We start from the raw sequence: 25,671 nt of genomic DNA on the forward strand, positions 1-25,671 counted from the left end.
AGGGGCAGGAGGTTAAGTCAATTTGGAGGAAGGGTTAAAATGTTAGCTGAAGTTACAGATGATTGAGGAGGATGCTTTCTTATAGAAAGAAGAATGACGAGTTATGTTGAATAACTTGAGAGCAGGGGGGCGTAAACGTAGTTTTTCAGATGATTAGGGCTGTAGAGATAGGGGTTTTATTTTTGTAATTTTATTTTTGTAAAAAGTAAGAGTTAAGAGTCAGATTTGCTTATGGTGTTTTTAAGCAACCCGCGGGATTGTAATATCCAATTGTTTTTTATCGGTTTTATTGAGGTGTTGAAGTACCTCACTTAGCTCTATTGTGTAAAACAAAAAGTCGTAGTTTTTTGTACATCGTATATTTTTGAAAATATGGCTTTGAAATGAAATTTATCAAAGATATTTGTATTCAAATGTAAGGCAGTTTGAGTTCATGATGGGATGTGAGAAAGCAGAAGCAATGAATGTAGATTTTACTGAGAGTGAAATCTTATCTATCAAGTCTGTACAACTTGCAGCTGCTTTTAATCATAAAAATGATGCGATCTATGCTGCTGCTGAATTGCTTGTGAAGGTTGGTGCAGTTGACAAATGTTATCTGGCAAGCATGCTTGCACGTGAGGAAATAACGAATACTTGGCTTGGAAATGGTATAGCCATTCCTCATGGGTTGGTTGAAAATTGTGATTTAATTATCAAGGATGCTGTTGCTGTTATACAGGTTCCTGCTGGGGTTGAGTGGCAGGATGGAAAGAAAGCACACTTGGTTATTGCCATTGCAGCCTGTCCAGATCGATATAGAGAAATTTGCAAAAAATTAACGTCTCTTTTAGTTGATAAAAAACAGCTTGAAGTACTAGCGACAACTACGGACAAACAGCAAATTGTTACAACTCTGTTTGGTCAAGATATAAAGAAAGAAAAAGCTTTTATTGGTGATCTTTCGGTGTGTCAAGAATGGACTTTAGATTATCCGAGTGGTCTTCATGCACGACCAGCTTCTCTTTGGGTTGATTTTGCAAAAAAGATTCAAAATTCTATCAGAGTTCGCTATGGTCAATACGCCGTTGAAATGAAAAATTTGGTTGGTTTATTGCAATTAGGCGCAAAAAACGGTGATGTTCTGATTTTTTCTACAGATGCTGCAGAAGGAGAAAAACTTCTCAATGATGCCATTTCTGTTGTAAAAAAAGTCAGTATTAGTGAAAAATGCGTAGTGAGAGCAATGGAGTCTCAAACAAAGGCTTTTCATGGTTGGTATCCACGCTCCATGCAAAAAGGCATTTCTGGTGTTGGAGCAAGTTCAGGGTTAGCGTTTGGTAAGATTTTTGTTTTAAGGCAAAATAATATTTCCATAATAGACCAGCCAATTGATTTTTCAGTTGGTGCAGCATGTCTTGAAAATGCTCTTACAAAAACAAAACATAAATTGGCATCGGTGATTTCCGATATTACAGTGCGTATGGGGGCAGATTCTGCGGCGATTTTTTCTGCGCAAATGGTCTTGCTTGAAGATGAGAATCTCATAGCTCAAGCTTGTCGTTTTATAGCAGAAGGTCACGGTGTTGCTTGGTCTTGGGATAGAGCGGTTCGACAGTTTTCAGATATGTTTTCTAAGGTGGATAATCCTTTGTTAGCAGCACGTGCTGTTAATTTAGTTGATGTTGGTCGTCGTGTTTTAGGTGAAATAAATCCATCCTATCGATCATTCTTTTTAAATGATATTCCAAGTGGTGTTATTCTGGTTACAAATGATCTTTCTCCTTCTGATGTTGCACAACTTGATGGTACAAAAATAAAAGGATTAGCAACAGCATGGGGAGGTCCACTCTCTCATACAGCTATTTTGGCGCGTACTCTTGATATTCCGATGGTTGTTGCTTTAGGTGATGATATTTTAGCGATACAGTCTGATGTTCAGGCTATTATTGATGGAGATAATGGGTTCATTTATCTTGATCCTACACTTGAAGATTTTGAGGATGCTCAAAGGCATATTGATACTGTTGCGCAAAAACGTGTCAGTGAGATAAGTACGTATAGATTACCAGTACAAACGACAGACGGTCAAAGAATTCGTATCATGGCTAATGTCAATTATGCAAATCAGGTTCCTGTTGCGCTAGATTTGGGGGCTGAAGGTGTCGGGCTCATGCGCACAGAGTTTTTATTTTTGGAGAATCCCCATATTCCAGATGAAGAGGCTCAATTTGATATATATCGGGCAATGATTGCAGCCGTAGGGGATAAGCCATTAATTATTCGGGCGCTCGATATTGGTGGGGATAAACAAGTTACGCATTTACATGTATCTAAAGAAGATAATCCTTTTTTAGGTATTCGAGGAACGCGGCTTTTATTACGTCGGCGTGATCTTTTGATCCCTCAATTACGTGCTTTGTATCGAGCAGCAAAAGAGGGTGGAGATCTCTGGATTGTGTTTCCGATGGTGATGTCTGTTTCAGAGATTGTTACCATAAAAAAGATTGCAGAAGAAATCCGCAATGATACTGATGCACCAAAATTAAAACTTGGTATTATGATCGAAGTTCCAGCAGCGGCCATTATGGCAGATGTGTTGAGCGCACATGTTGATTTTTTCTCAATTGGAACCAACGACTTAACACAATATACAATGGCTGTTGATCGGCAAAATCCATACCTTGTATCTGAAGCCGATAGCCTTGATCCAGCAGTTTTGCGTATGATTTATCAGACTATTCAGGGAGCAGCACAACATAAGCGTTGGGTTAGTGTATGTGGTGGTGTGGCTGGAGATCCTTTTGGTGCTATGATTTTGACCGGATTGGGAATTAATGAGCTTTCTATGATATCTTGCGATATTGCTCCAGTAAAGGCGTGTTTGCAGACTCATAGTTTTGAAGATATGAAAATTTTAGCACAAAAAGCACTACAATGTGAAACCGCACGAGCTGTACGCACTCTAAGCAAGGATATCCAGTGGTAAAGAACGTAAGAACTTGCTCATTGTGCAAAGTCTTAGATCTTTAGTATTATGAACTAGAGCAGATTATAGGCAACATAAAAGTAACAAACAGGTGGATCGCATCTCAAGAGGGCAATTTTAAATCAAATTTGTTGTGGTTAAGAATCCTCATTTTGGGGGGAGGGAAAAAGGTTAAAACTGATTTTTATTGAAACAAAATTTATTATCTCAATGAAACAATTTTGATATTAGAAATATAAGAAATTCACATCGTTGTTATTCTATTTATTATTGGGACAATTAATCTTGATAGGTGAGAGATGTTTAATAACTTTATTGTGAAGGAAACATAGATCATATGCCAATTTTAAAAGCAGCATTTCTTGCATAAAGCAGAAGATGCGTAAGTAATCATGAAAGTTTATGGTTTGGGATAAGCTTTTTATTCCCATGCTTGCATTGTGTATAACTATCCACGGAAAAAGTTTTTTCTTAAAAAGAAAGGATGTGCTTGTTATTCAACAGGTGTCAGCTTTTATTTTAATAAATAAATTTGTTTTTGAATTTTGAATGTATAATTTAAGCTTGCACGTTATTTCTTTCTGGGTATAGTGCGAGACTTCTGGAGAGGTGGCCGAGTGGTTGAAGGCGCACGCCTGGAACGCGTGTATATGGGAAACCATATCGAGGGTTCGAATCCCTCTCTCTCCGCCATTTATCATAAAATTAATGAGTGATATAAAAGTTAGGGAATTTAAAGCTCTTTAATTTTGTTAATTTATTTTTTTATTTATCTTGTAACCCTAAATGAATTTTCATTATCTTGATGGCAAGATCTTATAAATTCAATATTCTTTGGCTTTTTTGTTATTTTCAATTGATGTTTTCTCTATAAGAAATTGCTACGAATTATCCTCTCCAAAGTCGATAATTCATCATCACTCTCGCCCCAAATTGCTATAATGGCTGGACAGGTGTTTAAATCGATGGTTAGGGGGAGAGGCTCATTTTCTTTAAAAAAGAGCATAAAATGAACAACATTTTCCCAAGAATGAAGCTTTTGTTGCCATAGATTAACGTCTTTTATGATATGATCGTTAACTTTGTTGATAAGAAAGATAATACGCCCTTTTTTCTTAAAGCGACTTGGTGTTTGTGAAAACACTCCCGCAATAAGGTTAATGGAGCTTTCAAGTAAATCATTTTCATAGCAATGTGCAAACAAAGTGGGCGCAATTCCTCCGTGCAGGCGGGCTCCTACTTCGATCATTACTGGACCACGAGCGGTTTGCATGATTTCCATATGTGCAGGTCCATATTCAATTCCCACTGCGCGAATGCACTGTTTTGCATAGGAGATAAGAGCGGCATAAAGAGGATCTTGAGCATCAAGCACATCAAGCGATTCATAAACAAAGGCACTTCCATTATGAATACCCTTTTTATATCGCGATAAAGCGCATATCTTTATAGCTTCTTCCTTTACAATGGCATCTACGATGTATTCTTCTCCTTCCAATCGTTCTTGGAGCAAATAAGCCTCGTTAGGTGTGCCAAAAATATTTTTTTGCGTCCAGTCGATTTCAGAAATCCACGCCGCCACTTCTTCCCGGTTAGAGAAAAACAAAACTCCATCGCTTCCTGCAGAATCGTTTGGCTTTACCACATAGCCACTGAGGCTTTCAAAATCATCGAGAGCACAATCACCTTTTGTAAGAATTTTTGATCGAATATAGGATAAACCATTTTCACAAAGGCGCTTTTGCATTGCTGCCTTTTTTCGCCGCCAATCAGTGGTCAAGGGGTTATTTCCGGCACAATCGTAATAAGCAGCCAATTGTTCTGCACAATAAATACCTATTTCGGAGCCTGCCACCACGGCTTTTATCGCACCGACAGGAAAGCGCTGTTTTATTTCATCGACACTATGAAGTTTCGCTTCTACCATGCCCTCACCTTGATAAGAGAGCATAAAGCGTGAAAAAGGAGCTGGTTGAGAGACAACGCCATAACAAGCATAGCCTAATTTTTGTAAAGCAGGACTATAAAGAGCACCCGTGGAGAAAGGATCGACAATAAGAATGGATTTACTCATACTTTGGCCCGCTGTGATGAAAGGAAAAAAACATAAATAAAAATTATCAGCCCTATAAGGGGGAGAAGGTAAATGGCTGCTTGAGGTCCCATAAGGGCAGAGCTTGTAAGAAGACCAAGGATAACATAACCTGCCGATTGGGAGAGAGTATAAAGCATGCCACTATAGCTTCCCACCAGCTCTGCTTGAATTTCTGTTTGGGTTGCTTCAATCATATGTTTGCGGGCGTTAATCCGCATGGTATTCATTGAAAAGCCAATAAAAAAGCAAAAAATCACAGCCAAATAAGGTGATTGTGTGGTGCTAAAAATAAGATCGGCTAAACCCAATATAAGAGCTGGAAGGATGAACTCGAAACGCGGGATCTTGATAAAAGCAGCTAAAAAAGCCCCCACGCCTGCAACTGCGCTGCACAACCCATAATATTCAGAGCCAAAATTTTTCACACTCTGAAAAAGGATAGTTGCCAGTGTATTATAAGCGCAAATGTGAAAACCAATAAGGCCTATGCAGACGCATAAAAGTTTAAGCTCTAGGGAAAGCCTATCTGCCTGTTGTATAAGTATTGGCTCCTTATCGGTGACAGGCGGCAAGTCGTTTGTAGTGCTATCGGCATGATATTCATCGCGAAAGATGACGTATCCGGCCACAAGGCTTACGATAATGTCAAACACACAAATCGCTGCAATCAAACCATTATAGCCGACTTCAGCTGCTACCCCTCGAGGGCTGGTTGCTTCTAAGAGATAACCGCTCAATGCTGCCCCCAAAAAGGCGCCAATCTGCACCACTGTTTGCATAATGCGGGAAGCCTTTTGAGCACTAATATAGCCACTAAGCGCGAGTTTAGTATTATAAGTCTCCAGCGTACTTAAGGTGATCAAAGAGAGATAACCAATAGAGATAGAGACCACAATAAAACCAAAACGGGAGTCGACATAATGAAAAAGAGCAATCAATAAAAGGAGGCTATAGATGATGAGCCGTCTTGTGTATAAATCGACCAATCGCAACGATGCTTTAATGTGCACAAAACCACTTTTTTTCAAAATATAGGGTGTAAGGGTTCCCAAAGCCATGGTTATGCCTAGAAAAACCGATGAGGATGTTATGCGATAAGCATTCCAAAGGTTACTTAAGAAGAGCACCATATCAGAAAGATAGAGCAGGACAACCAGTCCATAAAACCGAAACATCAGTTGTTTGCGCACATCACTCCCCCCTCATGTCCGCATCTTTAAATCGACACCTTTTAAAATATGCAGTATTGTAATCGGCGTATATTCTTACAAATACTTAGTACATCTATTACTAGATAGGTCAAGTTTTTTCGATAGGGGTATGATATAAATTTGAACGCTGACATTTACTGTAATGATAGCCTATTTTCATGAAATTGAGTAGCGGGAGGAGCTTGTGTTTTAGCTGCGTTTTTTATGCAACATCTTGCCGATAAAGAGTTACTTTACTAGATGATGAGCACAGGTATGCTTGAGAGCCATATTGGGTATTTTTACGAGTGTCTCTGTTTAATTCAAGGTTGTGGGGTTTTTATTGATCATTGCTGGGATAAGCTTGGGTTTTAGGATGGCAATGACCCTTATTATCGGACAGAAATTATTTATGATCTCAAATTAAGGTGTACTAGTACAGCTTTAAGGGATTTTTTATACAATCAATTTGGGAGGGAGGACTTTATTTATTGGGGGTATTATAATGCGTTGAAAGGTAACGGGGATAGCCATAGATGTAAGATTATTTCATATAGATGTAGAGTTCACTTCGATACAAAAGTTCCAAATTTCCTTGCACTTCATATCGTTTTATGAGTGTAACCAATTGCTGCAAATATTCTTCTCCATGGCTGGCAATGGCACGTTGCGCTTGCGTTGAAGAGCGGCTCATGCCGATAAAAGCTTCGGATGGGATTGTCATCGTCCAATTATGTGTATGTAAAGCAACCTTTTCAGGATTTACTTCAAGACCATCACGCATCTCTTGTAAAAAATCAAAATTGCGATAATAACGGGAATAGTTAGGACTCATTTCCTCTAATAATGATTCATAAGCGGCTAGAAATTGACTATTTTGAAAATCACGATTGTTTTGAATGACAGCCATGACACCACCGGCGCGAAGTTGACTTGAGACATTGCGAAGCAACACAGGGCGATCCATCCACTGAAACGCTTGTGCTGCAACAACAAGATCAACCTTGCCGATTTGGGGCAAGAGGCTTTCGGCTTTGCCGTGATACCACTGCACAAAAGGAAATTTGCTTTGTCCCTGTTTAATCATATCTGCTGATACATCAATAGCATGATAGTGGTGTTCATTTCCTAGAAGCTTGACAATTCCCTCTAATACAATGCCTGTTCCTGCTCCCACATCCACGATAGACAAATGCTTTTTGTCTTTAAAAGGAAGCAGCATAGTTTCAAATAAAGTGAGGGGATAGCGTGGACGATAGCGATCATAATCATCAGCCAATCCATCAAACTTCTCACTTTGTGGTTGAATGGTTTGTAACATATGGTGTGGTTCCCCTCATGAATTGCACTGTGCATAAAGAAGCTCTCCTTGGTCCATTATGTCAAGTATAAATTTTAAAAGAAAATTAAATGAGAGTTGCTCTTTGACAGGCTCTAAAAGGTTGATATTTTCCTCTGCCTCAAATAATGTATTTCGAAAGTCAATTGTTTTTTGCATAATCAGTTGGAAATAGTATATATTCTTCTAAAAATCTGTTTCACTTCTGGTTTTGGTGCGATTAGCACTGAATGCCTTTTATGAGCATCAAATTTATAACCTGCTTGTAGGAAAAACCAATCTCAAATACTCTATCGTAAAAATGAGATCGCCTATTCGCTTTGTGGCTGTTACAGTCAAAATAATTGATTTCAACGCAACTGTTTTACGTCTTAATTACGCTCTAACAAAATGAGGAGTCTTGTTTTTTTTAATTTAGTACACTGAGATAAGAGCTAAATATATATTTTAAATGTGATTATACGGACGTGTGTATGAGGGAATGATTTATGTTTTTTGCAAATTTGAAAGAGCGTGCTTCTCTATTTGAGAATAAAACTTTCCTCTATTTTACCTTGAGTGGTTTATTTGCGACATTTGGAAATGGGCTCAATTATATTGCATTATCATGGCTTGCCTACCATCAGACGAATTCAATCCGTGGTGTAGCATTGATGATGCTTTTTCTTTGGGCGCCTAGTATTATTTTTGCGCCTGTTTTTGGCATATTGGCAGATAAATATAATCGTAAAATGCAGATTATTATTTCAAATCTTGTGAGAGGCTTGGTAATTGTGGGCTGGGTAATACTTGGGTATTGGGGCATAGAAATTGATTTGATGTTCTTATCTGCTCTTTTGGGTGTTTTTATCTCTTTTTATATGCCATCAGCTATTCCTTTAATTCAAAGTATTGTTCCTAAAAAACAGCTCGTCAATGCAAATGCGACCATCGATATGGTTTATGAACTTGGTACGATCATAGGGATGGGATTGAGTGGATTTATACTCGCCTATGCAGGAACAAAAGGAACACTTCTGATAGGCGGCGTATTTTTTATTCTTGCTGGTTTGTTTAACTTTGCAATGAAAGTACCTAAACCCCGTAGATCTAAAAGTCAAAGTAAACAAAACTGGTGGGAAGATTATACAGCGTCTCTCCGTTATTTTAAGCAGAATCCGGTTCTTTTTATGCCTTATATAAGCCAGATGATTATTATGACGCTGTTAATGACTATCCCTGTTATTCTGGTGCCTTATACACAAGAAGTTTTAAACACGGATAGCAGGACTTTTGCAATATTTGAGGTACTTTATTCTATGGGTGTATTGACAGGTGCGTTTTTTTCGCCCCTTCTCTGTAAGGTTTTATCCATAAGGAAAACATTGGCACTTTTATTAGCTTTTATGGCTATTGGGCTTATCATTCTGTCTGTGAATACACACATTTTTGTTGTTTTTCCTGTTTACTTTATGATCGGATTTGGACTTTCGAGTTGGGCTCTTTCGATTTCTTTATCGCAACTTTCTTGTGATCCCCAATATCAAGGAAGATTGCAGGCCAGTTTTAATGGTCTGTCTGGATGTTTTATCCTCGGAGTTTATCTCATTATGGCAAGCGATAGCAGTAGCATATCACCTCAATCGATATATTTTATTCAAAGTATTGTTGCCCTTTTTGGAATGCTCATCGCGCTGTTTTATAAACATGAAAAACGATAAATTGCACTGAAGTATAGTAAGACTATACGCTATTTTTAAACATTTACAACGCCACATATTTCATATTTTGCTTTTAAAGGGGTGGTGAGAAAATGTGAAAGTTTTGGTGCTTGTAATGAAGAAAGCATAAATTTATGGATGCTATAAAATACTCTTTATTTTTTGATGATGAACAAAGAGGATTAATGCGTTTCTTTAATTCATCAGACTTTTGTAAAGAGGCAAAGACGCAACACTTTAAAGCTTCTTAAAAGTTTTTTGGTTTGACCACAGTAGAAAGTAAAGCGCTTTCTTATCATACGGGAAAAGCGTGTTGCGTTATTTTTGTTTTTCAAAATCCATACGAAAAATTGCATTGATTTCATCCTCATTGGAATCAGCATTTCTGCGACGATGTAGGGTTTGCACGATCTCTTTTTTTAAAAGCGCATCTGTTTCACTTAAACGGTAAATGCTGAGTTCCAATTCAAGAGATAAAGCTAAATCTACACACAATTTAAGCTCTTCTCCAATATCGAAACCACGTTGATAGTCGTCATAAAGACCAACCAGTGTATCGGATAATTCCTTATCGGATAAAGAGGTCATGCTGAACTCCTCCACGTTGCGGTTTTCTGTGCAGCTTTGGTCTGTTTAAGGATCATTCCACTATCATCACTCGGAACTGCCATGTATACGAACCTCATGGTTTTGTCAATTTTCTGCAAAATACGCGCTTTTAAATCAATGCCTATTAAAAACTTTATCACTCCAAGATTTTGAGGCGCCCAATTGTAAATATGGACGGCAATGTGTTTGCTCTAGAACTTATAGCATTTAAAATACATTGCCAAAAGGCTTTTAATTTGCATAGAGGGGGAATAATTTGACGATAAACCAAACACTCTAAAACCTCTATTGCTAACCACAGCTAAATCAGTGCCATTAAAATCTACAATAAGCAAGCATGGTTTGTAAACGCTCCGCTTCTTAAGAATGTGTGATAATCTCATTTTTTGTAGAAGTGCAATTATTTTGCCTATTTTATATCGATTTTTAGACATTGATAAACCTTTTATCTTATAAAAACTATGGTATGGGAAGTGTATTTGCATATTTTTGTAATAAGATTTCAGTGGTACATTGTGCAGCACGCAATGAAGAGAACCGTATTAGCCTTTTATTGCTTTGAAACATATGATTGCGCTTTTTGATAGAACTTTGCTCGATGGGTATACAATTGGCAATGGCAAGGATCATTTTTTTGTAAGATGATATCCAAATGTTTTTGACACTGGAGGGCAGTATTTGGTAAAATTCCACGCGTTTTGCCTAGGTTGTATGAGGGTAGGGGGCTTGGTAAAATACTATGGCGATTGCCTTTTTTGTGGGATTGTCATAATTTTCGCTCCTGCTTAGAGGGATGCTGTAACATCCATTTTTGTGGGGTTGTGTATGTGGTAACTGCTCTTCTTAAGGAGCAGTAATGATAGATATAAATCAATATAATTACTTGGCCAACAATTATATTGATTTTGGAGTGATTTTTTTGGCTCGTCCGGAAGCAAAACCTAAAACTGAGTTGGCAAAACGTTTTTGCGAAGTGCGTCGCGCTCTTGGTTTTACAGAGCGTAAGCAGTTTGCTGAACATCTTGGTATCACTGCTGGTTCTATAGGAACTTATGAAACTGGTATAAGTGAGCCTACGGCCTCTGCGCTATCCAAATATCAAGAAATTTGCGGTGTCTCATTAGATTGGCTTGTAACGGGCAATGGTGAGATGTTTTCAGATATAGCAAGAGCGAAAGCAGCTGGTTTTAAACCGCAAGCGATTCCTACTGGGCTGATGAAAAAGCTTGGACATTTAGCTTATACGACATATCGTGATGCAAAAATAGATACGCTTCCTGAAGATATAGCAGAACTTGCGGCAGAGCTTTACGGAAAGCTGCAAGAGCTTATTCAAGACATCAATGATATGGAAGAAGTTGAAGCCACGATGCCACTTTTAAAACTTCATTTAAAGCGTAAAATCGAAGTTGAGAAAGCGCATCGAGCAACGTCACGAGATACCAACGAACAGCTCTTTTAAAAAATAGAACTTTTTTGATTTTTTCACTGTATGAACAGGTTTGAAATGGAAAAATCTTACGATCTTCAAATCTTTTGTTCAATCTGAAAAAAGATAAATTGTCATTATAAATCAATATATTGTTCTGATACAGATAAAACGGTTCATAAAAAGCATTATGGTTGATGATACAAATAAAATTTCTTCAAAAAGAAGCGAGTATTGTTTCTAAAATATTTGTTGGTTGAAGGAAAAGATACTGACAACAGTGAAAAGATACTATGTCCTTAATTCCATTATGGTGCCAAAACTATATTTGGTTCTTATAGAATGCTAACATACATATAAGAGAGAAGAACAAAGAAGCATTTATGACACGCTTTTATCTTTTTTGAAGATGATGCAATAAGCACGTTGAAATTTTTTACAAAACGCGCCTCATTATATTAGGAAATAGGTTTTCCAAAGCAACTCACCCTTTATTAGAGCAGGTTATCGCATAACAAAGATCGCATAGCAAAGAGTGAGGTTATGATGATCATCACTATCTGTTATATTACGCGATAAGTTAAAAATTATACGATAAGTTAAAAAAATCATAAATTTGTGTTTATAAGAACAGCCATTTTATTAAGAAGTATTTTTGAAAATTGATAAAAAATTATTTTTTACACTCTTGCCATTCTGCTGCTGCGCTTTATTTGAAAGATAGAATTGCTCTTTAGTAAAACTGTTTTTGTTAAGAGATAAACCGCAGTGTTTTTGAATGGAGATAACGGTATATTTTCAAAGTCTTGTGTTTTTATTTATTTTTTAGTTTGAATCCCTCTAACTAAAAGGGTTGGGGACTTTTCTAGATTCGATGTTGTTGCAAAGATTTTAGACTGATGCTCGATACGTGTCGGTGTCAGAGGGGGAGTTTTGTCTTGATTTATTGGTTTTTGAAGTGCGCAAACAAGGGTTTTGCGATGAGTGTTTTTGCGCGTTGTAATGATGTTGAACTCTGTTGGAGGAGGTTCTTATGAAAAAAAAATATTCCACACCCAATTTAATTAAAGCTGTCTCGCTCAGCGCGGCAATGGTCACACTCTTATCAAGTGTTTCCCCTGTTTTTGCTGCCAATTTTGCATTCGTAGGAGGAAATAATAATAGTACAAGTGGCACCGGCGTTTCATATCTACGTGGCAGTCATGGCAGTGTTGTTCTAGCTGGTGATGATGACTTCTGCGGGGTAGATAATGTTAAGGGTCGTGGTGGCAAACAACAAGAGAATGTTGCTAAACAAATAACTGCACAAGAACAATATGACAGATTTATCAATAATCAGGCTTTTAGTGGTCGTAATCCTTATGGAACGACCACTGAGAAGGTTGTTTGGCAAAGCGCTGGGATTTTAAGTGGAAATGCTACTTATATGGGAGCAAATACTGAGGGATCTCAGAATATCATGCCTGAGGCTTTTGGTGTTTATTCTTTTGTAACGGGTTGTGGAGCTGCAGCAACGGGGAATTATTCAACGGCATTTGGTGCGGGAGCAACCACAAAGGCTGGTGGCGCGCAAGCCTTTGGTGTTTCCGCGCTTGCAAGTGGTAAAGCAAGTGTTGCCATGGGCGTGGGATCAGAAGCGTCAAAGGAGTCTACGATTGCTATTGGTGGACTTGCGACTGCTTCTGGTAAAAATAGCATTTCTATAGGTAAGAGTTCTCAAGCTACGCTGGACGATGCGATTGCAGTTGGTTCAAATGCAGAAGGGAAGGGTATAAATAGTGTTGCTATTGGTAATATCGCATCTGCGTCTGGTTACAATAGTGTTGCGTTAGGGCTCAAAACGAAGGCAACGGAAGATTATACGGTTGCTATAGGTTCGAAGGCTGAAGCGCAAGCTCTTGGTTCTATTGCAATAGGTGGTGGGGAGCCTGCAAAAAACGGGGTGGAAAGAAAAGTAATAGCGAAAGGTAAAAATTCGATTGCTATAGGTTCCCATACTTATGCTGAGATGGCTCATTCAGTTGCAATTGGTATAAACGCACAAGTACGTGTTATAGATGGTGTTGCTGTGGGGGGAGGGTCTGTATCTCGTGTTGAAGCAAAGGTTTTAGGTTATGATCCTGCAACAAATACTACAACAACGAAGGGTGATCTTGCATGGAAAAGCACTGGAGGTGATTTTAGTGTTGGTAATACTGAACAGGAATTAACGCGACAGATTACAAATGTTGCAGCAGGGAGTAAAGATACCGATGCTGTGAATGTGGCTCAGTTAAAAGCTATGAGAGAGGTCATAGCAGGAGGAGGAGGAGCTTGGAAACTTTCTGCTAACAATACAGGCCCCACAGATGTGAATTCAGGCAACACCGTAGATTTTTCAGTGAAAAATAGTGTAGTAGGAAAAGATAACTTAAAAATTACAAAAAGCACTCAAGGCGATAAGCATAAAATCCAATTTACTTTGAGTGATACTCTTAAGTTGACACAAGTCACCACAGGGCAAAGTTCTATGAGTGATGATGGCTTTATTATTAAAAACGGGCCAATGATGACTATTGATGGTGTTAATGCTGGCAATAAAAAGATCACAAACGTAGTAGACGGGACTGAAGATAGCGATGCAGTGAATTATAAACAGCTGAAAGAGATAAAAGAAGCTGCTACAACGCATTGGCAACTTTCTGTTAATGGTGGAAATGGTATATCTATTGGACAAAATGATACAGTAAATTTACAATCAGCTGGTAAGGAGGGTAGTCAGAATATCAAAATTGTAAGAGATAATAACCGTAATGTTGCGTTTGATTTAGCCGATGATATTAATGTAATGACTGTCACTGCAGGAGACAGCGTCATGGATGCTGTTGGTTTTAGATTTGACGGTGGTGAGGGGCCGAGCATAACTGTTAAAGGTATTCATGCTGGGAATAAAACAATCAAAGGAGTAGCAGATGGAAAAAGCGGTACTGATGCTGTAAATTATAATCAGTTGACAGAGGTAAAAAAACTTGCAGAAAAAGGCTGGAAGCTTTCCGTTGATGGTAACAATGCTACAGATGTTGGAGTTGATAGTACAGTAGATCTTGTTACAGGTGCTGATGATAACAATAACAAAAACATCAAAATTATCAAAAGTAATGGAAATAAAGTTACATTTACTTTGAATAGTAACCTTAAGTTGACAAGTGTCACGACGGGCAACAGCGTAATGAATAGCGATGGCTTTAAGTTTGTTGATGGGGGGCCAAGCATAACAGCGAATGGGATTGATGCTGGCAATAAAAAAATCACGAAAGTGGAAACTGGGACTGAAGATACGGATGCTGTAAATTATAAACAGTTGAAAGACTTTACAGCAGGGATGGAAACGGGCTGGAAACTTTCTGTTGATGGTAACAATGCTACAAAAGTTAAGGCTGGTAGTACAGTGGATTTTGTTGCAGTTAAGCATAAAAACGATGATAATAGTGAGGGTGATACTGCAAATATTAAAATTGTCAAAAACGAAAACAATAAAGTATCCTTTGATTTAAGTGACTATATTAAAGTTGGCCGTGTAGAAACAGGGCTTAGCAGCATGAGTAATGACGGTTTCATGATTAAGGGTGGTCCAAGAATGACCAATGGCGGTATTCATGCTGCCAATACAAAAATTACAGGAGTACAAAAGGGTACTAATGAGAGTGATGCTGTTAATGTTTCACAGTTGAAGACGGTAGAAGAGAAAATAAAGGAAGTAGAAGATAATAGCCTTGTTAAATGGGATGATGGAAAACTCCTTATTACCATTGGAGCAGAAAAGGGTGGCAAGACAATCAATATTGCCAATAATGGAGATGAAAATCGAAATATTACTGGTGTTGCTGATGGGATTATTTCTGAGGTTTCTACTGAGGCGGTTAATGGTTCACAACTCTTTACGACGCTTGAGCGAATTGATAGGTTGAATGATTATTTTGGTGGTGGTGCAGACGTAATTAAAGGTCAAGCACCCACATACACTGTTCAGAAAGAAACACATCAAAATGTTGGATCTGCATTTGAGGCGATCGATACCTCTATTACGGATATTTACAATCAGATTAACAATGTAACAGAAAATAGTCTTGTTAAATGGGAGAAAGATCAGAAGCTTATTACCATTGGTAAAGAAAAAGGTGGTGAAAAAATTAATATCGCAGGTACTGAGGGAGAGCGGACCATTGCGGGTGTGAAAAATGGTAAAATTTCTGAGGAGTCGCATGAAGCAATCAATGGTAGCCAAATTAATAAAATATCTGGAGATATTGCAAAATTCTTTGGTGGCAATACAGCATTTCAGGACGGTGTTTTTGTAGGACCAAGATATAATTTATCTAAAGTTTCTACAGATGGTACCATAGAACGGAAAACTTTTGAAAATGTTGGCGATGCTCTTGAAGAGCTTGATGTAAATGTCAGAAATGTGAATACACATATACAATACGTAGACAAGAAATTTGATGATAAGTTTGATAAGATTTATCAGGATGCCTTACTTTGGAGTGATCAGGCAGATGCGTTTGTTGCACTTCATGGTGAAAATGGCAAAAAAACTAATAGTAAAATTAAATATCTTGAAAAGGGCGACATTACTAAAGATTCAACAGATGCCATAAATGGTTCACAGCTTTTCAATGTTGCTGAAAATACATCGAAATATTTTGGCGGTGAGACAGATGTGATTGATGGTATCGCACCAACTTTTATTATTGGGGATGACAAATATGATAATGTAACTGAGGCTTTTACTGCTGTCGATAATTCTATCACGGATATCTATAATCAGATTAATAATGTGACAGAAAATAGTCTTGTTAAATGGGATGAAAGTAAAAAACTTATCACGATTGGTAAGGATAAAGCTGGTACTGAAATCAGCATCTTAAATAACCGTGGTATGGATCGTAAACTTTCCGGTGTGAAAGATGGAGTGGTCTCTCCAACATCAACGGAAGCAGTAAATGGTTCACAGCTCTTTAAGACGAATGAAAATGTTACGATTGTTACTAATAATCTTGAAAAAGTTGCTAAAAATACATCAAAATATTTTGGAGGTAGTACGGATGTCCTGAACGGTGTAAAACCAACCTTCGTTATTGGTGAAAATACATATGATAATGTTACAGAGGCATTTACCGGTGTGAATATTTCTATCCATAAGATTGATAATAAGATTTCCGATGTGATAAAAAATAGTCTTGTTAAGCAAGATGAAAATACAGGTCTTATCACGATTGGTAAGGATACGGCTGGGACTGAGATCAATATTGCGGGATATGCTAGTGTAGCACGTAAGATTTCTGGTGTGCAAGCAGCAGAAAAAGGTGATGAAGCTGTTAACAAAGACCAACTTGATAAAAGCATAAAGGATATTACTAAAGATATTGAAAAAGTAAGTGCAGCTGCTGTTCTCTACGATAAAGATGCAGATGGTAACGTTAATTATGAGAGTGTAACTTTGGGCGGAGAGAAAGGTGCAAAACCAGTTGCTCTTCATAATGTCAAAGATGGTAGTATTTCCCAAGATTCCAAAGATGCAATCAATGGTAGTCAGATTAATAAAATATCAGAAGATATTGCTAAGTTTTTTGGTGGTGGTGCAAAATTTGTTGATGGTGCCTTTAAAGGACTGAAATATACTTTATCTGCTATTGTAGATGGTCAGGTAGGAAAGGCGAATTTTTATGACGTTGGTTCAGCTTTAACAGGTCTTGATAAAAATGTTAAAGATGTGAATCAGCGCTTAACGAAAGTATCCAATAAGTTTAATCAAACAATTGAAGGTATCTCTAAAGATGCTTTACTGTGGGATGATAAAGAAGGAGCATTCGTTGCACGTCATGAAAAAGATGGCAAGAAGACAAACAGCAAATTGAAGTATCTTTTGGATGGTGAAATTGCTCAAGGTTCAACAGATGCCATTACGGGGAACCAGCTTTATCTCATGAGCAACCAGCTTGCGAATTATTTCGGTGGTGGTGCCAAATATGAGAATGGTCAATGGACAAATCCTACCTTCAAGATTGTTCAAGTCAATGCTGATGGTACGACTGTTGAGAAAAACCATAATAATGTTGCTGATGCTTTTGGTGACGTCAATAAAAATATGTCGAATATTAATAACCGTATTGATGATGTCATCAACAAGGTCGATTCAGATGCTTTAAAGTGGAATGAGGATAAAAAAGCTTATGATGCTAACCGTGATGGTAAACCGAGTAAGATTACCGGTGTAGCTGATGGCAAAATTGCAGAAGGTTCGAAAGATGCAGTTAATGGTGGGCAACTTTGGAAAACCAATGAACGTGTCACTGGTGTCGAAAAAGATGTTAAGCATCTTAACAACAGAGTCGATAACATTTCTAATACCATTGCTGATATTGGTGATGTCGTTAACAATATTGGTGGTAAAGTTGACAATATCAATAATAGAGTTGATGTCATTGAAGAGGATGCGGTTCGTTATGACAGAGATGAAAACGGTAAAAAAGTCAATAAAATCACTTTGAAAGGTGGTGATGCCAGTGAACCTGTGTTGATTGATAATGTAGCTGATGGTAAAATTGAGAAAGGATCAAAAGAAGCTGTAAATGGTGGACAACTCCATGATTACACTAAAGAACAGACGAAGCTTGTTCTTGATGAATCCAAGCATTATACGGATCAACGGATTCGTAATATTACGATTGATGCGATTGACGATGCTGTTGAGCGGGCTAAACAATATACAGATATGAAGTTTGATGCTTTAAACTACAGCATTGAGAGTGTGAAAAAAGAGGCAAGACAAGCAGCGGCTATTGGTCTAGCGGTGTCTAACTTGCGCTACAATGATACTCCTGGAAAATTAAGCGTTGGATTTGGGACTGGTTTATGGCGTAGCCAATCTGCATTTGCCTTTGGTGCAGGTTATACATCAGAGAAGGGAAACATTCGGTCTAATGTATCTGTTACCACTTCTGGCGGTCATTGGGGTGTAGGTGCGGGATTCAATATGACTTTGAACTAATAATCAACGAAACATATAAAAAATTCTTTTCACCCTTGTCTTATAAGGCAGGGGTGAATTGTTTTTACATCTATAAAAGATATGCATAGAGAGATTGATAAAGGATGTAACGATAACCACAGATTTTAAAAACAGAAAAAACTTTTACGATTTCAGGCAAATAACCACTTTTTTCAAGAGAAAAGAATGCATTTCTTATTTTTGCTTTAAAATTTTTGCAGCAGCCTAAAGAGAGCAAAGATGAATTACCTTTGTCTCTACAAAACCGTAAATTTATGATCTCTGGTAAAGATAAAAGATGTTTTATTTTGACTGAGGAAATGATAAAAAATTATAATGCTAAATCAGCTTGCAGTAACTTAAATCATTTTTGTCTTCGTCATTTGTTAGCGCCTGTGACGGGATTTCCTTTAAGGATAACAATAAATTAACAAGTCTCTCTTGCGTATTCTTCAAAAAAATCGTAAATTTTATACTATTGCTTGTTTTGCAAAAAAATCTCGGCTCAATAGAGAGGGGACTGTGTCGCTATCTTAACACTCACTCTGTGAATAAAAGGAGTAAATGAGAAACTAAAAAAAACAATTAGTTAAAAATTAAGATAATATTAACCAATATGCAAAAAGATATCCGTTATCTCTTATAAAGAACAAAAAACATTCACTTTAACATCTAAACGCACTATTTCTCTATTTTTTCAATCACGCTTTAAATCTTTTGCATATAGAAAAAACAGACCTTGCGCACCAACTAGTATTTAAATGTGTCTTTTTTATGTTTATGGTTAAAAATTTTTTTCATTGGGGAATTTGTTATGAACAAATTATATACAAAAATAGCGGGGAGTGATTTAAAATTTTCTCGCTTTATTAAAGTTGTGTCGTTGACTTCAATTGCTACACTTTTGTCGAGTGTTTCTCCTGTTTTTTCAGAAAATCTTGTTTCAGGAGGGAGGATTGCTACAAACATAAAGAATGCTGGTATGACATATCCACAAAGTATTATTTCTGTTTATGATGATGCTATTGGTTATTTGGGGCCTGTTAATGTATCCAACAGCGATTATGTAACGGTATTGAGTACAGCGCTAGAATCAAAAGTTAATGCTTCAAGCGGCTATACAAATTTTTTAACCAGCGCCCTTTCTGAAGTGAGCGATGACAATTTAAAAAAAGCAGTAAGTACAGAGGAAAAAAAGAAACAATCTATCATTAGCCCACAATTGTTTGTTCGTAACAACTTGTCTCCTCAACAGTTCAATCAAGATGGTGAGGATTCAGCGATGATGAATGCGTCTGATCTCTCACAAAATTATTTATCCCCAGAAATGCAACGTGATGTATCAGGAAATAAGGTTACTTTTGGTAATAACATGCAAGTAAACGTTAGTAATGCTGTTGTTATTGGTTCAGGGGCAAAGGTGTTTCGATTAAATACAGATGACAAGCTGGCATGGACTGTTGTTATTGGTGCTAATGCGGAAGTCAATAGAGGTGGAAGTGTTGCCATTGGTAATGATACATCTATAACCAAAGATGCGGTGCTAGCAATAGTTCTTGGCCGTTATACACGGGCAGAGCAAAAAGGTGCTATAGGATTGGGTTATGCGGCAAACGGAGCAGGGGAGGCGAGCATTGCGATAGGTTATGCAGCGCAAGCTAAGATGAATGGTTCTATCGCAATAGGTTCTACGTCACAGTTAGGCTCTTTAGAGAATGACATTAATCCAAATGACGAAGCACACAAAGACCTTAATCGTACCAAGGCACTCGGTGAAAATTCGATAGCCATAGGTTCTGAAGCATTTACAAATGGTGAGAAGTCTTTGGCTATAGGTTCTTTCGCTAAGAGTGATAAAGCAAATTCAGTTTCTATTGGTTCTGAGGCATTTGCAAATGGCGAGAAGTCTTTAGCGATAGGTTCTTTGGCTAAGAGTGAGATGGATAATGCGGTTTCCATTGGTCCTGAGGCATCTGCACTCGGTGAAAAATCAATAGCTATAGGATCGCTAGCTAAGAGTGAGATGGAAGATACGATTTCTATTGGCGCTGAGTCATCTACACTTGCTAATAAATCTATAGCTTTTGGAATGAAATCGCAAGCAACAATGGATTTAGGAGTTGCTATAGGGGCATATTCTTTAGCTAATGTTGGTAGTGGTGTTATAGGTTATAGTCCTTTCAAGCAAGGTGAATCGGGTAATATAGATTATGTGTGGAGGAGTACGCTAGGTGCCGTTAGTGTTGGTGATAATTCTAAGAGTCAATCGCGGCAAATTACAGGGGTAGCAGCTGGTAAAGAAGATACTGATGCAGTCAATATTGCACAGTTAAAAGATTTACAAAACTACGTGGATAAAGGCTGGAAGCTATCTGTTAATGGTAACAATGGTAAAGTTGTTGGTATAGATGGTACGGTAGATTTTGCAGCTGGAAGTAGCAATTTAAATGTTACCAAAGGCGAAGAAGATAATAAGGTAACATTTGATCTAGCGAAGGAAATTACGCTAGATAAGATAACAGCAGGAGCGAGTACCTTAAAAGCAACAGGTCTCGTCATTACGGGCGGTCCGCAAATAACCACTGGTGGTATTGATGCTGGGGGTAAAAAGATCACAAATGTGGCAACGGGTACGAACGGGACCGATGCGGTGAATTTTGCACAGCTAAAAGAGTTAGCCAAAGGCTGGAAAATTAACACGACTAGTGAAGATTTTACAGATGCTATAGCTAGTTGGGAAGGTTCAATTGCACTTGGTTCTGGGGCAAAAGCCGGCGGCGCAAGTGCGATTGCCCTTGGTACCAGTGCAAACGTCAGCAATGCCTATGCGATTGCCATTGGTACCTTTACAAAAGCCAGCGCCGCAAGTGCGATTGCCCTTGGTTGGGTTGCAGAAGCCAGTAGTGAAAATGCGATTGCCCTTGGTTTCAGAGCAAAAGCGTCAGTTGAAGATGGTATTGCTTTGGGTGCACAGTCTGTAGCTAATGTTGCAGCTGGTGTTTTGGGGTATGACCCTAGAACGAGAGCAAACTCAAATACAAATGACATAGCGTGGAGATCTGGCAAGGGTGCAGTCAGTATTGGTAGTTCTTATATAACCAGACAGATTGTGGGGGTGGCAGCTGGTACGAACGATACTGATGCTGTGAATGTTGCGCAGATGAAGTCATTACAAGAATACGTAGACAAGGGTTGGAAGCTGTCTGTTGGTGGTGAAAACTCTAAGTCTGTTGGTGTTGATAGCGCGGTAGATTTTTCTGCTGGCAGTACAAATCTTAATATTACCAAAGGCAAAGACGACGATAATGTAAAATTTGATTTAGCGAAGGAAATTACACTAGATAAGATAACAGCAGGAACGAATATCTTCGATGCAACAGGTCTTATCATTACGGGTGGTCCGCAAATAACCACTGGTGGTATTGATGCTGGGGGTAAAAAGATCACAAATGTGGCAACGGGGACTGATGGTACCGACGCTGTAAATTTTTCCCAGCTAAAGGAATTGAAAGAACAAGTAGCAGCCAGTAGCTTTGTAAAACAGGAGGATGGAACACAACACATCACCATTGGTAAGGATACAGGTGGAGATAAAATCGATATTGCGAACAATGAAAATGAGAAGCGTACTCTTACAGGAATAAAAGCTGGTGCACTCTCAGCAGATTCCAATGAAGCCGTTATCGGTTCACAGCTTTTTACGACAAATCAAAATGTGACAACGATATCAAATAATTTCCAAACCGCAGCTACGAATATAGCTGCAACCTTTGGAGGTGGAGCTGAATATAAGGATGGCACATGGAAAGCACCTACTTTTACGTTTAAAACTGTTGACGATGATGGTGAAGAAAAAGATGAAACTTATCATAATGTAGCTGAGGCTTTGAGTGGTGTGGGTCAATCTTTTAAAAACGTTCAGAATAAAATCACTAACCAGATTAACAATGTGATTACCAAAGTGGAGGGTGAGAGTTTTATTCAGCAGGATAAGGAAACAAATCGTCTCACTATTGGTAAAGATGCAGATGGTGATAAAATCGATATTACCAATAACAAAAGTGAAAAGCGTATTCTTGCGGGTATAAAGGATGGTGACATTTCAAAAGATTCAAATGAAGCTGTCACTGGTTCGCAGCTGTTTACGACAAACCAAAATGTAACAATGGTATCAAATAATCTCCAAACCGCAGCTACGAATATAGCTGCAACCTTTGGAGGTGGAGCTGAATATAAGGATGGCAAATGGAAAAAACCCAACTTTAGGCTTAACGCAGTTAAGGAGGATGGTACAGCAGGAGAAGAAAGTTATACAAGTGTAGCGGAAGCATTTTCTGGTGTTGGTACATCTTTCAAGAATATTCAGAATAAATTCACCAATGATATTAACAATGCGATTACCAAAGTGGAGGATGATAGTTTTATTCAGCAGGATAAAAAGACAAATCGTCTCACTATTGGTGCCAAAACAGAAGGGACAGAAATCAATATTGCCAACAAGAGTGGTGCAAATCGGATCATTTCTGGTGTGGAGGATGCAAAGAACAACAATGACGCCGTTAACAAAGGTCAGTTTGATAAAGGTATCGAAAGTGTCAGTAAAGACATCACGAATAAGTTCAACGATTTTACGCAAAACATAACGCATATTACGCAACAAGTTCAAGGCGATGCTTTATCGTGGAGTGAGAGTGATGGGGCATTTGTTGCTCAGCATGGCGAAGAAAAAGCAAAGAGCAAGCTTAAATACCTTTTAAATGGAGACATTACTGCTGACTCAACGGATGCGATCAATGGTTCTCAACTTTATTCGATGAGTAATAATCTTGCAGGATATTTTGGTAGTGGCGCTGGTTATGATGAGAAAGGCGAATGGAAAGCACCTACTTTTACGCTTAAGACAATTAAGAATGATGGTACAGCAAGTGAAGAAAGCTATAATACTGTAGAACAAGCATTTTCTGCTGTTGGTACATCTTTCGCGAATATTCAGAGTAAAATTACCAATGAAATTACGAATGAGATCAATAAAACAAAAGGTGATGCCTTATTGTGGGATAACGAGAAAGAAGCATTTGTAGCTCAGCATGGTCAAGAAAAGGCAAATAGCAAAATTACCTTTCTTGCAAACGGTGATATCTCTGAAAAATCAACGGATGCAATCAATGGTTCTCAGCTTTATTCCGTGATTGATTCACTTTCTAGGTATTTTGGTGGTAATGCAGGCTATCAGAATGGAGAATGGAACGTTCCTACATTCTATGTTTCACAATTCAAGAATAGTGGTAATGGCGATGAGAAAACTAGCTATAATAATGTTGCAGGTGCGTTTGAAGGTGTTAATGAAAGCATGAAAAGCATCAACGAGCGTATTAATAATGTTACCCAGAGCGTTTCATCAAGTGGTTTAAATTGGAATGAGGAAGAACAAGCTTTTGATGCTCGTCACAAAGATCAGGACGGTAAGATTAAGCATGTAGCGAATGGTGACATATCGGAAGGTTCGAAAGAAGCCGTTAATGGTAGCCAACTTTGGGAGACAAATAATAGGGTTAGCCAGGTTGAAAACCGTGTAGACAATATTGATCAAAAGGTAAAAGATATTGCAGATACGGTTACAAATGATGCGGTTAAGTATGATAAGAATGAAAAGGGTGAAAAGATAAATAAAGTCACATTAGCTGGTGTGAGTGAAAGTGATCCAGTCGTGTTAGACAATGTAGCGAATGGTCATTTATCTAAAGATTCGAAGGAAGCTGTTAATGGTAGTCAACTTTGGGAGACAAACCAGCAGATGAAGACAGTCCTTGATGATGCGAGAAAATATACGGATGAGCGCTTCAATAGCATTTTAAATAACCAGATGAGTGATGTTATTAATGAAGCAAAATCTTATACGGATATAAAGTTTAATGCTTTAAATTACAGCATAGAAAATGCGCGCAAAGAAGCAAGACAAGCAGCAGCTATTGGTTTGGCAGTGTCTAACTTACGCTATAATGAAACACCTGGCAAATTAAGCGTTGGATTTGGTACGGGTTTATGGCGTAATCAATCTGCATTTGCCTTTGGTGCTGGTTATACATCTGAGAGCGGATCTCTTCTGTCTAATATATCTGTCACCAATTCTGGTGGTCACTGGGGTATAGGTGCTGGATTCAATATGACATTGAACTGATAATCAACAAAATACATTGAGAGAAATAATTTCGCCCTTGTTTTTGATTTAAGATAAGGGCGAAATTTTATTTTAATAAGAAATCAATAAAATCAAATAATTAAATCAAAGAAAAATATCACAAGAAGATGAATAATAAAATAAAACATACTATGTATGCTAAAGCTCTGTTTTCATTTCAATTTATTATTTCATAAGAATACAGATTACCACATACAAATTGTTTCCGCTTTTTGCGAAAAAGCAGCTCAAAAAAGCATAAAACCAATATGCTCCTTAATTTTATAGGTAAAAACTTATTAATTCAGCATGAAAATATGCTTCTAAAAATTTATCTCAATAAGCTTATTATTCAAATAATACATCACCACAAAAATAAAACTGCCAAAAATCTTCGAATCTTCTAGTGCCTTTTTTTATGATGGCTTCATGCGGAAATAACCTTACCTACAATTTTAAACAGCTAATCTAATTAATATGGTATAAATTGAATATGTTTTTTTTATGTCATAAATATGGGTTGATTTGATTTTTTTTCATTGGGGCACTTGTGATGAAAGAATTATCTATCATATCAAAGAGGAATGATTGGGATTACAAATATTTTTCTCGGCATTTATTTAAAAATCTTTTGTTGGGAACTACAGTCGTTGCATTTTTATCAAATACTTCCTCCGTTTATGCAAAGAAGTTTGATATAATAGAACCGCTTCTTCAAGTTCTAGAGAAGGCAACAGCGGTTTATTCTCAAGGGAATGATAGAAATGTTTTTTCTGCTTATGATCATTATGCTGCCTATAGAGGCTTCTTTGACGGTGGCAGTTTATCAAAATCAAGTTATTTAACAGTACTGAATACAGCGTTAACACAAAAAGTGAATGTTAATTATGCCAATTTTCTCATCAATACTCTTTCGGAGGGAAATAATGCTAGACCTGTCGTCGATGTTTTAACAGCAGACAAGGGTGATTTGTCTCAAAGAATGTTAGATATTGGAGATAAGAATAAGAGATCTCTCCTTAGTCCACAATGGTCTGTTGATGGCAACTTGCCTCCCCAACAGTTTAGCCAGAATGGAGCAGATACAGCGCTTATTAATGTGTTTGATAGCTTGCAGAATAATGCATCCACAG

10 protein-coding genes and 1 tRNA gene are annotated in these 25,671 nt (G+C 37.8%); 7 read left to right on the plus strand and 4 right to left on the minus strand.

What is annotated here, in order from left to right:
• Positions 1-433: 433 nt before the first annotated feature.
• Both ptsP and CER18_RS00905 read left to right on the plus strand, forming a co-directional pair.
• Positions 434-2,968, plus strand: coding sequence for a phosphoenolpyruvate--protein phosphotransferase (ptsP, locus tag CER18_RS00900; RefSeq protein ID WP_100128233.1), 2,535 nt, complete (start codon positions 434-436; stop codon positions 2,966-2,968).
• 603 nt (positions 2,969-3,571) lie between these two features.
• Positions 3,572-3,661 (plus strand) — tRNA-Ser (locus CER18_RS00905).
• Positions 3,662-3,836: 175 nt separating this feature from the next.
• Here CER18_RS00905 and CER18_RS00910 read toward each other — a convergent pair.
• From CER18_RS00910 to CER18_RS00920, 3 genes are all read right to left on the minus strand, one after another.
• Positions 3,837-5,042: an ATP-grasp domain-containing protein gene (locus CER18_RS00910; protein WP_100128234.1), complete on the minus strand. Its 1,206-nt coding sequence runs from the start codon at positions 5,040-5,042 to the stop codon at positions 3,837-3,839.
• Positions 5,039-6,253, minus strand: a complete 1,215-nt coding sequence (locus CER18_RS00915) for an MFS transporter (RefSeq protein ID WP_245410022.1) — start codon at positions 6,251-6,253, stop codon at positions 5,039-5,041. The genes CER18_RS00910 and CER18_RS00915 overlap by 4 nt, the downstream gene beginning before the upstream one ends.
• Positions 6,254-6,797: 544 nt before the next feature.
• A complete protein-coding gene (locus CER18_RS00920; RefSeq protein WP_100128235.1) occupies positions 6,798-7,574 on the minus strand; it encodes a class I SAM-dependent methyltransferase in 777 nt (258 codons plus the stop codon).
• A 506-nt stretch (positions 7,575-8,080) separates the two neighbouring features.
• Here CER18_RS00920 and CER18_RS00925 point away from each other — a divergent pair.
• Complete coding sequence (locus CER18_RS00925) at positions 8,081-9,292, plus strand: MFS transporter (protein WP_100128236.1); 1,212 nt, start codon at positions 8,081-8,083, stop codon at positions 9,290-9,292.
• Positions 9,293-9,610: 318 nt separating this feature from the next.
• On the opposite strand, the gene CER18_RS00930 is transcribed toward CER18_RS00925, so the two are convergent.
• Complete coding sequence (locus tag CER18_RS00930) at positions 9,611-9,880, minus strand: hypothetical protein (protein WP_100128237.1); 270 nt, start codon at positions 9,878-9,880, stop codon at positions 9,611-9,613.
• 940 nt (positions 9,881-10,820) lie between these two features.
• Here CER18_RS00930 and CER18_RS00940 point away from each other — a divergent pair.
• The 4 genes from CER18_RS00940 to CER18_RS00955 form a co-directional block, all read left to right on the plus strand.
• Complete coding sequence (locus tag CER18_RS00940; protein WP_100128251.1) at positions 10,821-11,363, plus strand: helix-turn-helix domain-containing protein; 543 nt, start codon at positions 10,821-10,823, stop codon at positions 11,361-11,363.
• A 1,000-nt stretch (positions 11,364-12,363) separates the two neighbouring features.
• A complete protein-coding gene (locus CER18_RS00945; RefSeq protein WP_100128238.1) occupies positions 12,364-18,360 on the plus strand; it encodes a Vomp family autotransporter in 5,997 nt (1,998 codons plus the stop codon).
• 814 nt (positions 18,361-19,174) lie between these two features.
• Positions 19,175-24,538 carry a Vomp family autotransporter gene (locus CER18_RS00950; RefSeq protein ID WP_143242700.1) on the plus strand — a complete coding sequence of 1,788 codons (5,364 nt, stop codon included), beginning with the start codon at positions 19,175-19,177 and terminating at the stop codon, positions 24,536-24,538.
• Between the two features lie 553 nt (positions 24,539-25,091).
• On the plus strand, positions 25,092-25,671 hold a 580-nt coding region (locus tag CER18_RS00955; protein WP_143242701.1), incomplete at its 3' end, for a hypothetical protein.

Source organism: Bartonella tribocorum, assembly GCF_002777915.1.
Taxonomy (GTDB): domain Bacteria; phylum Pseudomonadota; class Alphaproteobacteria; order Rhizobiales; family Rhizobiaceae; genus Bartonella; species Bartonella tribocorum_A.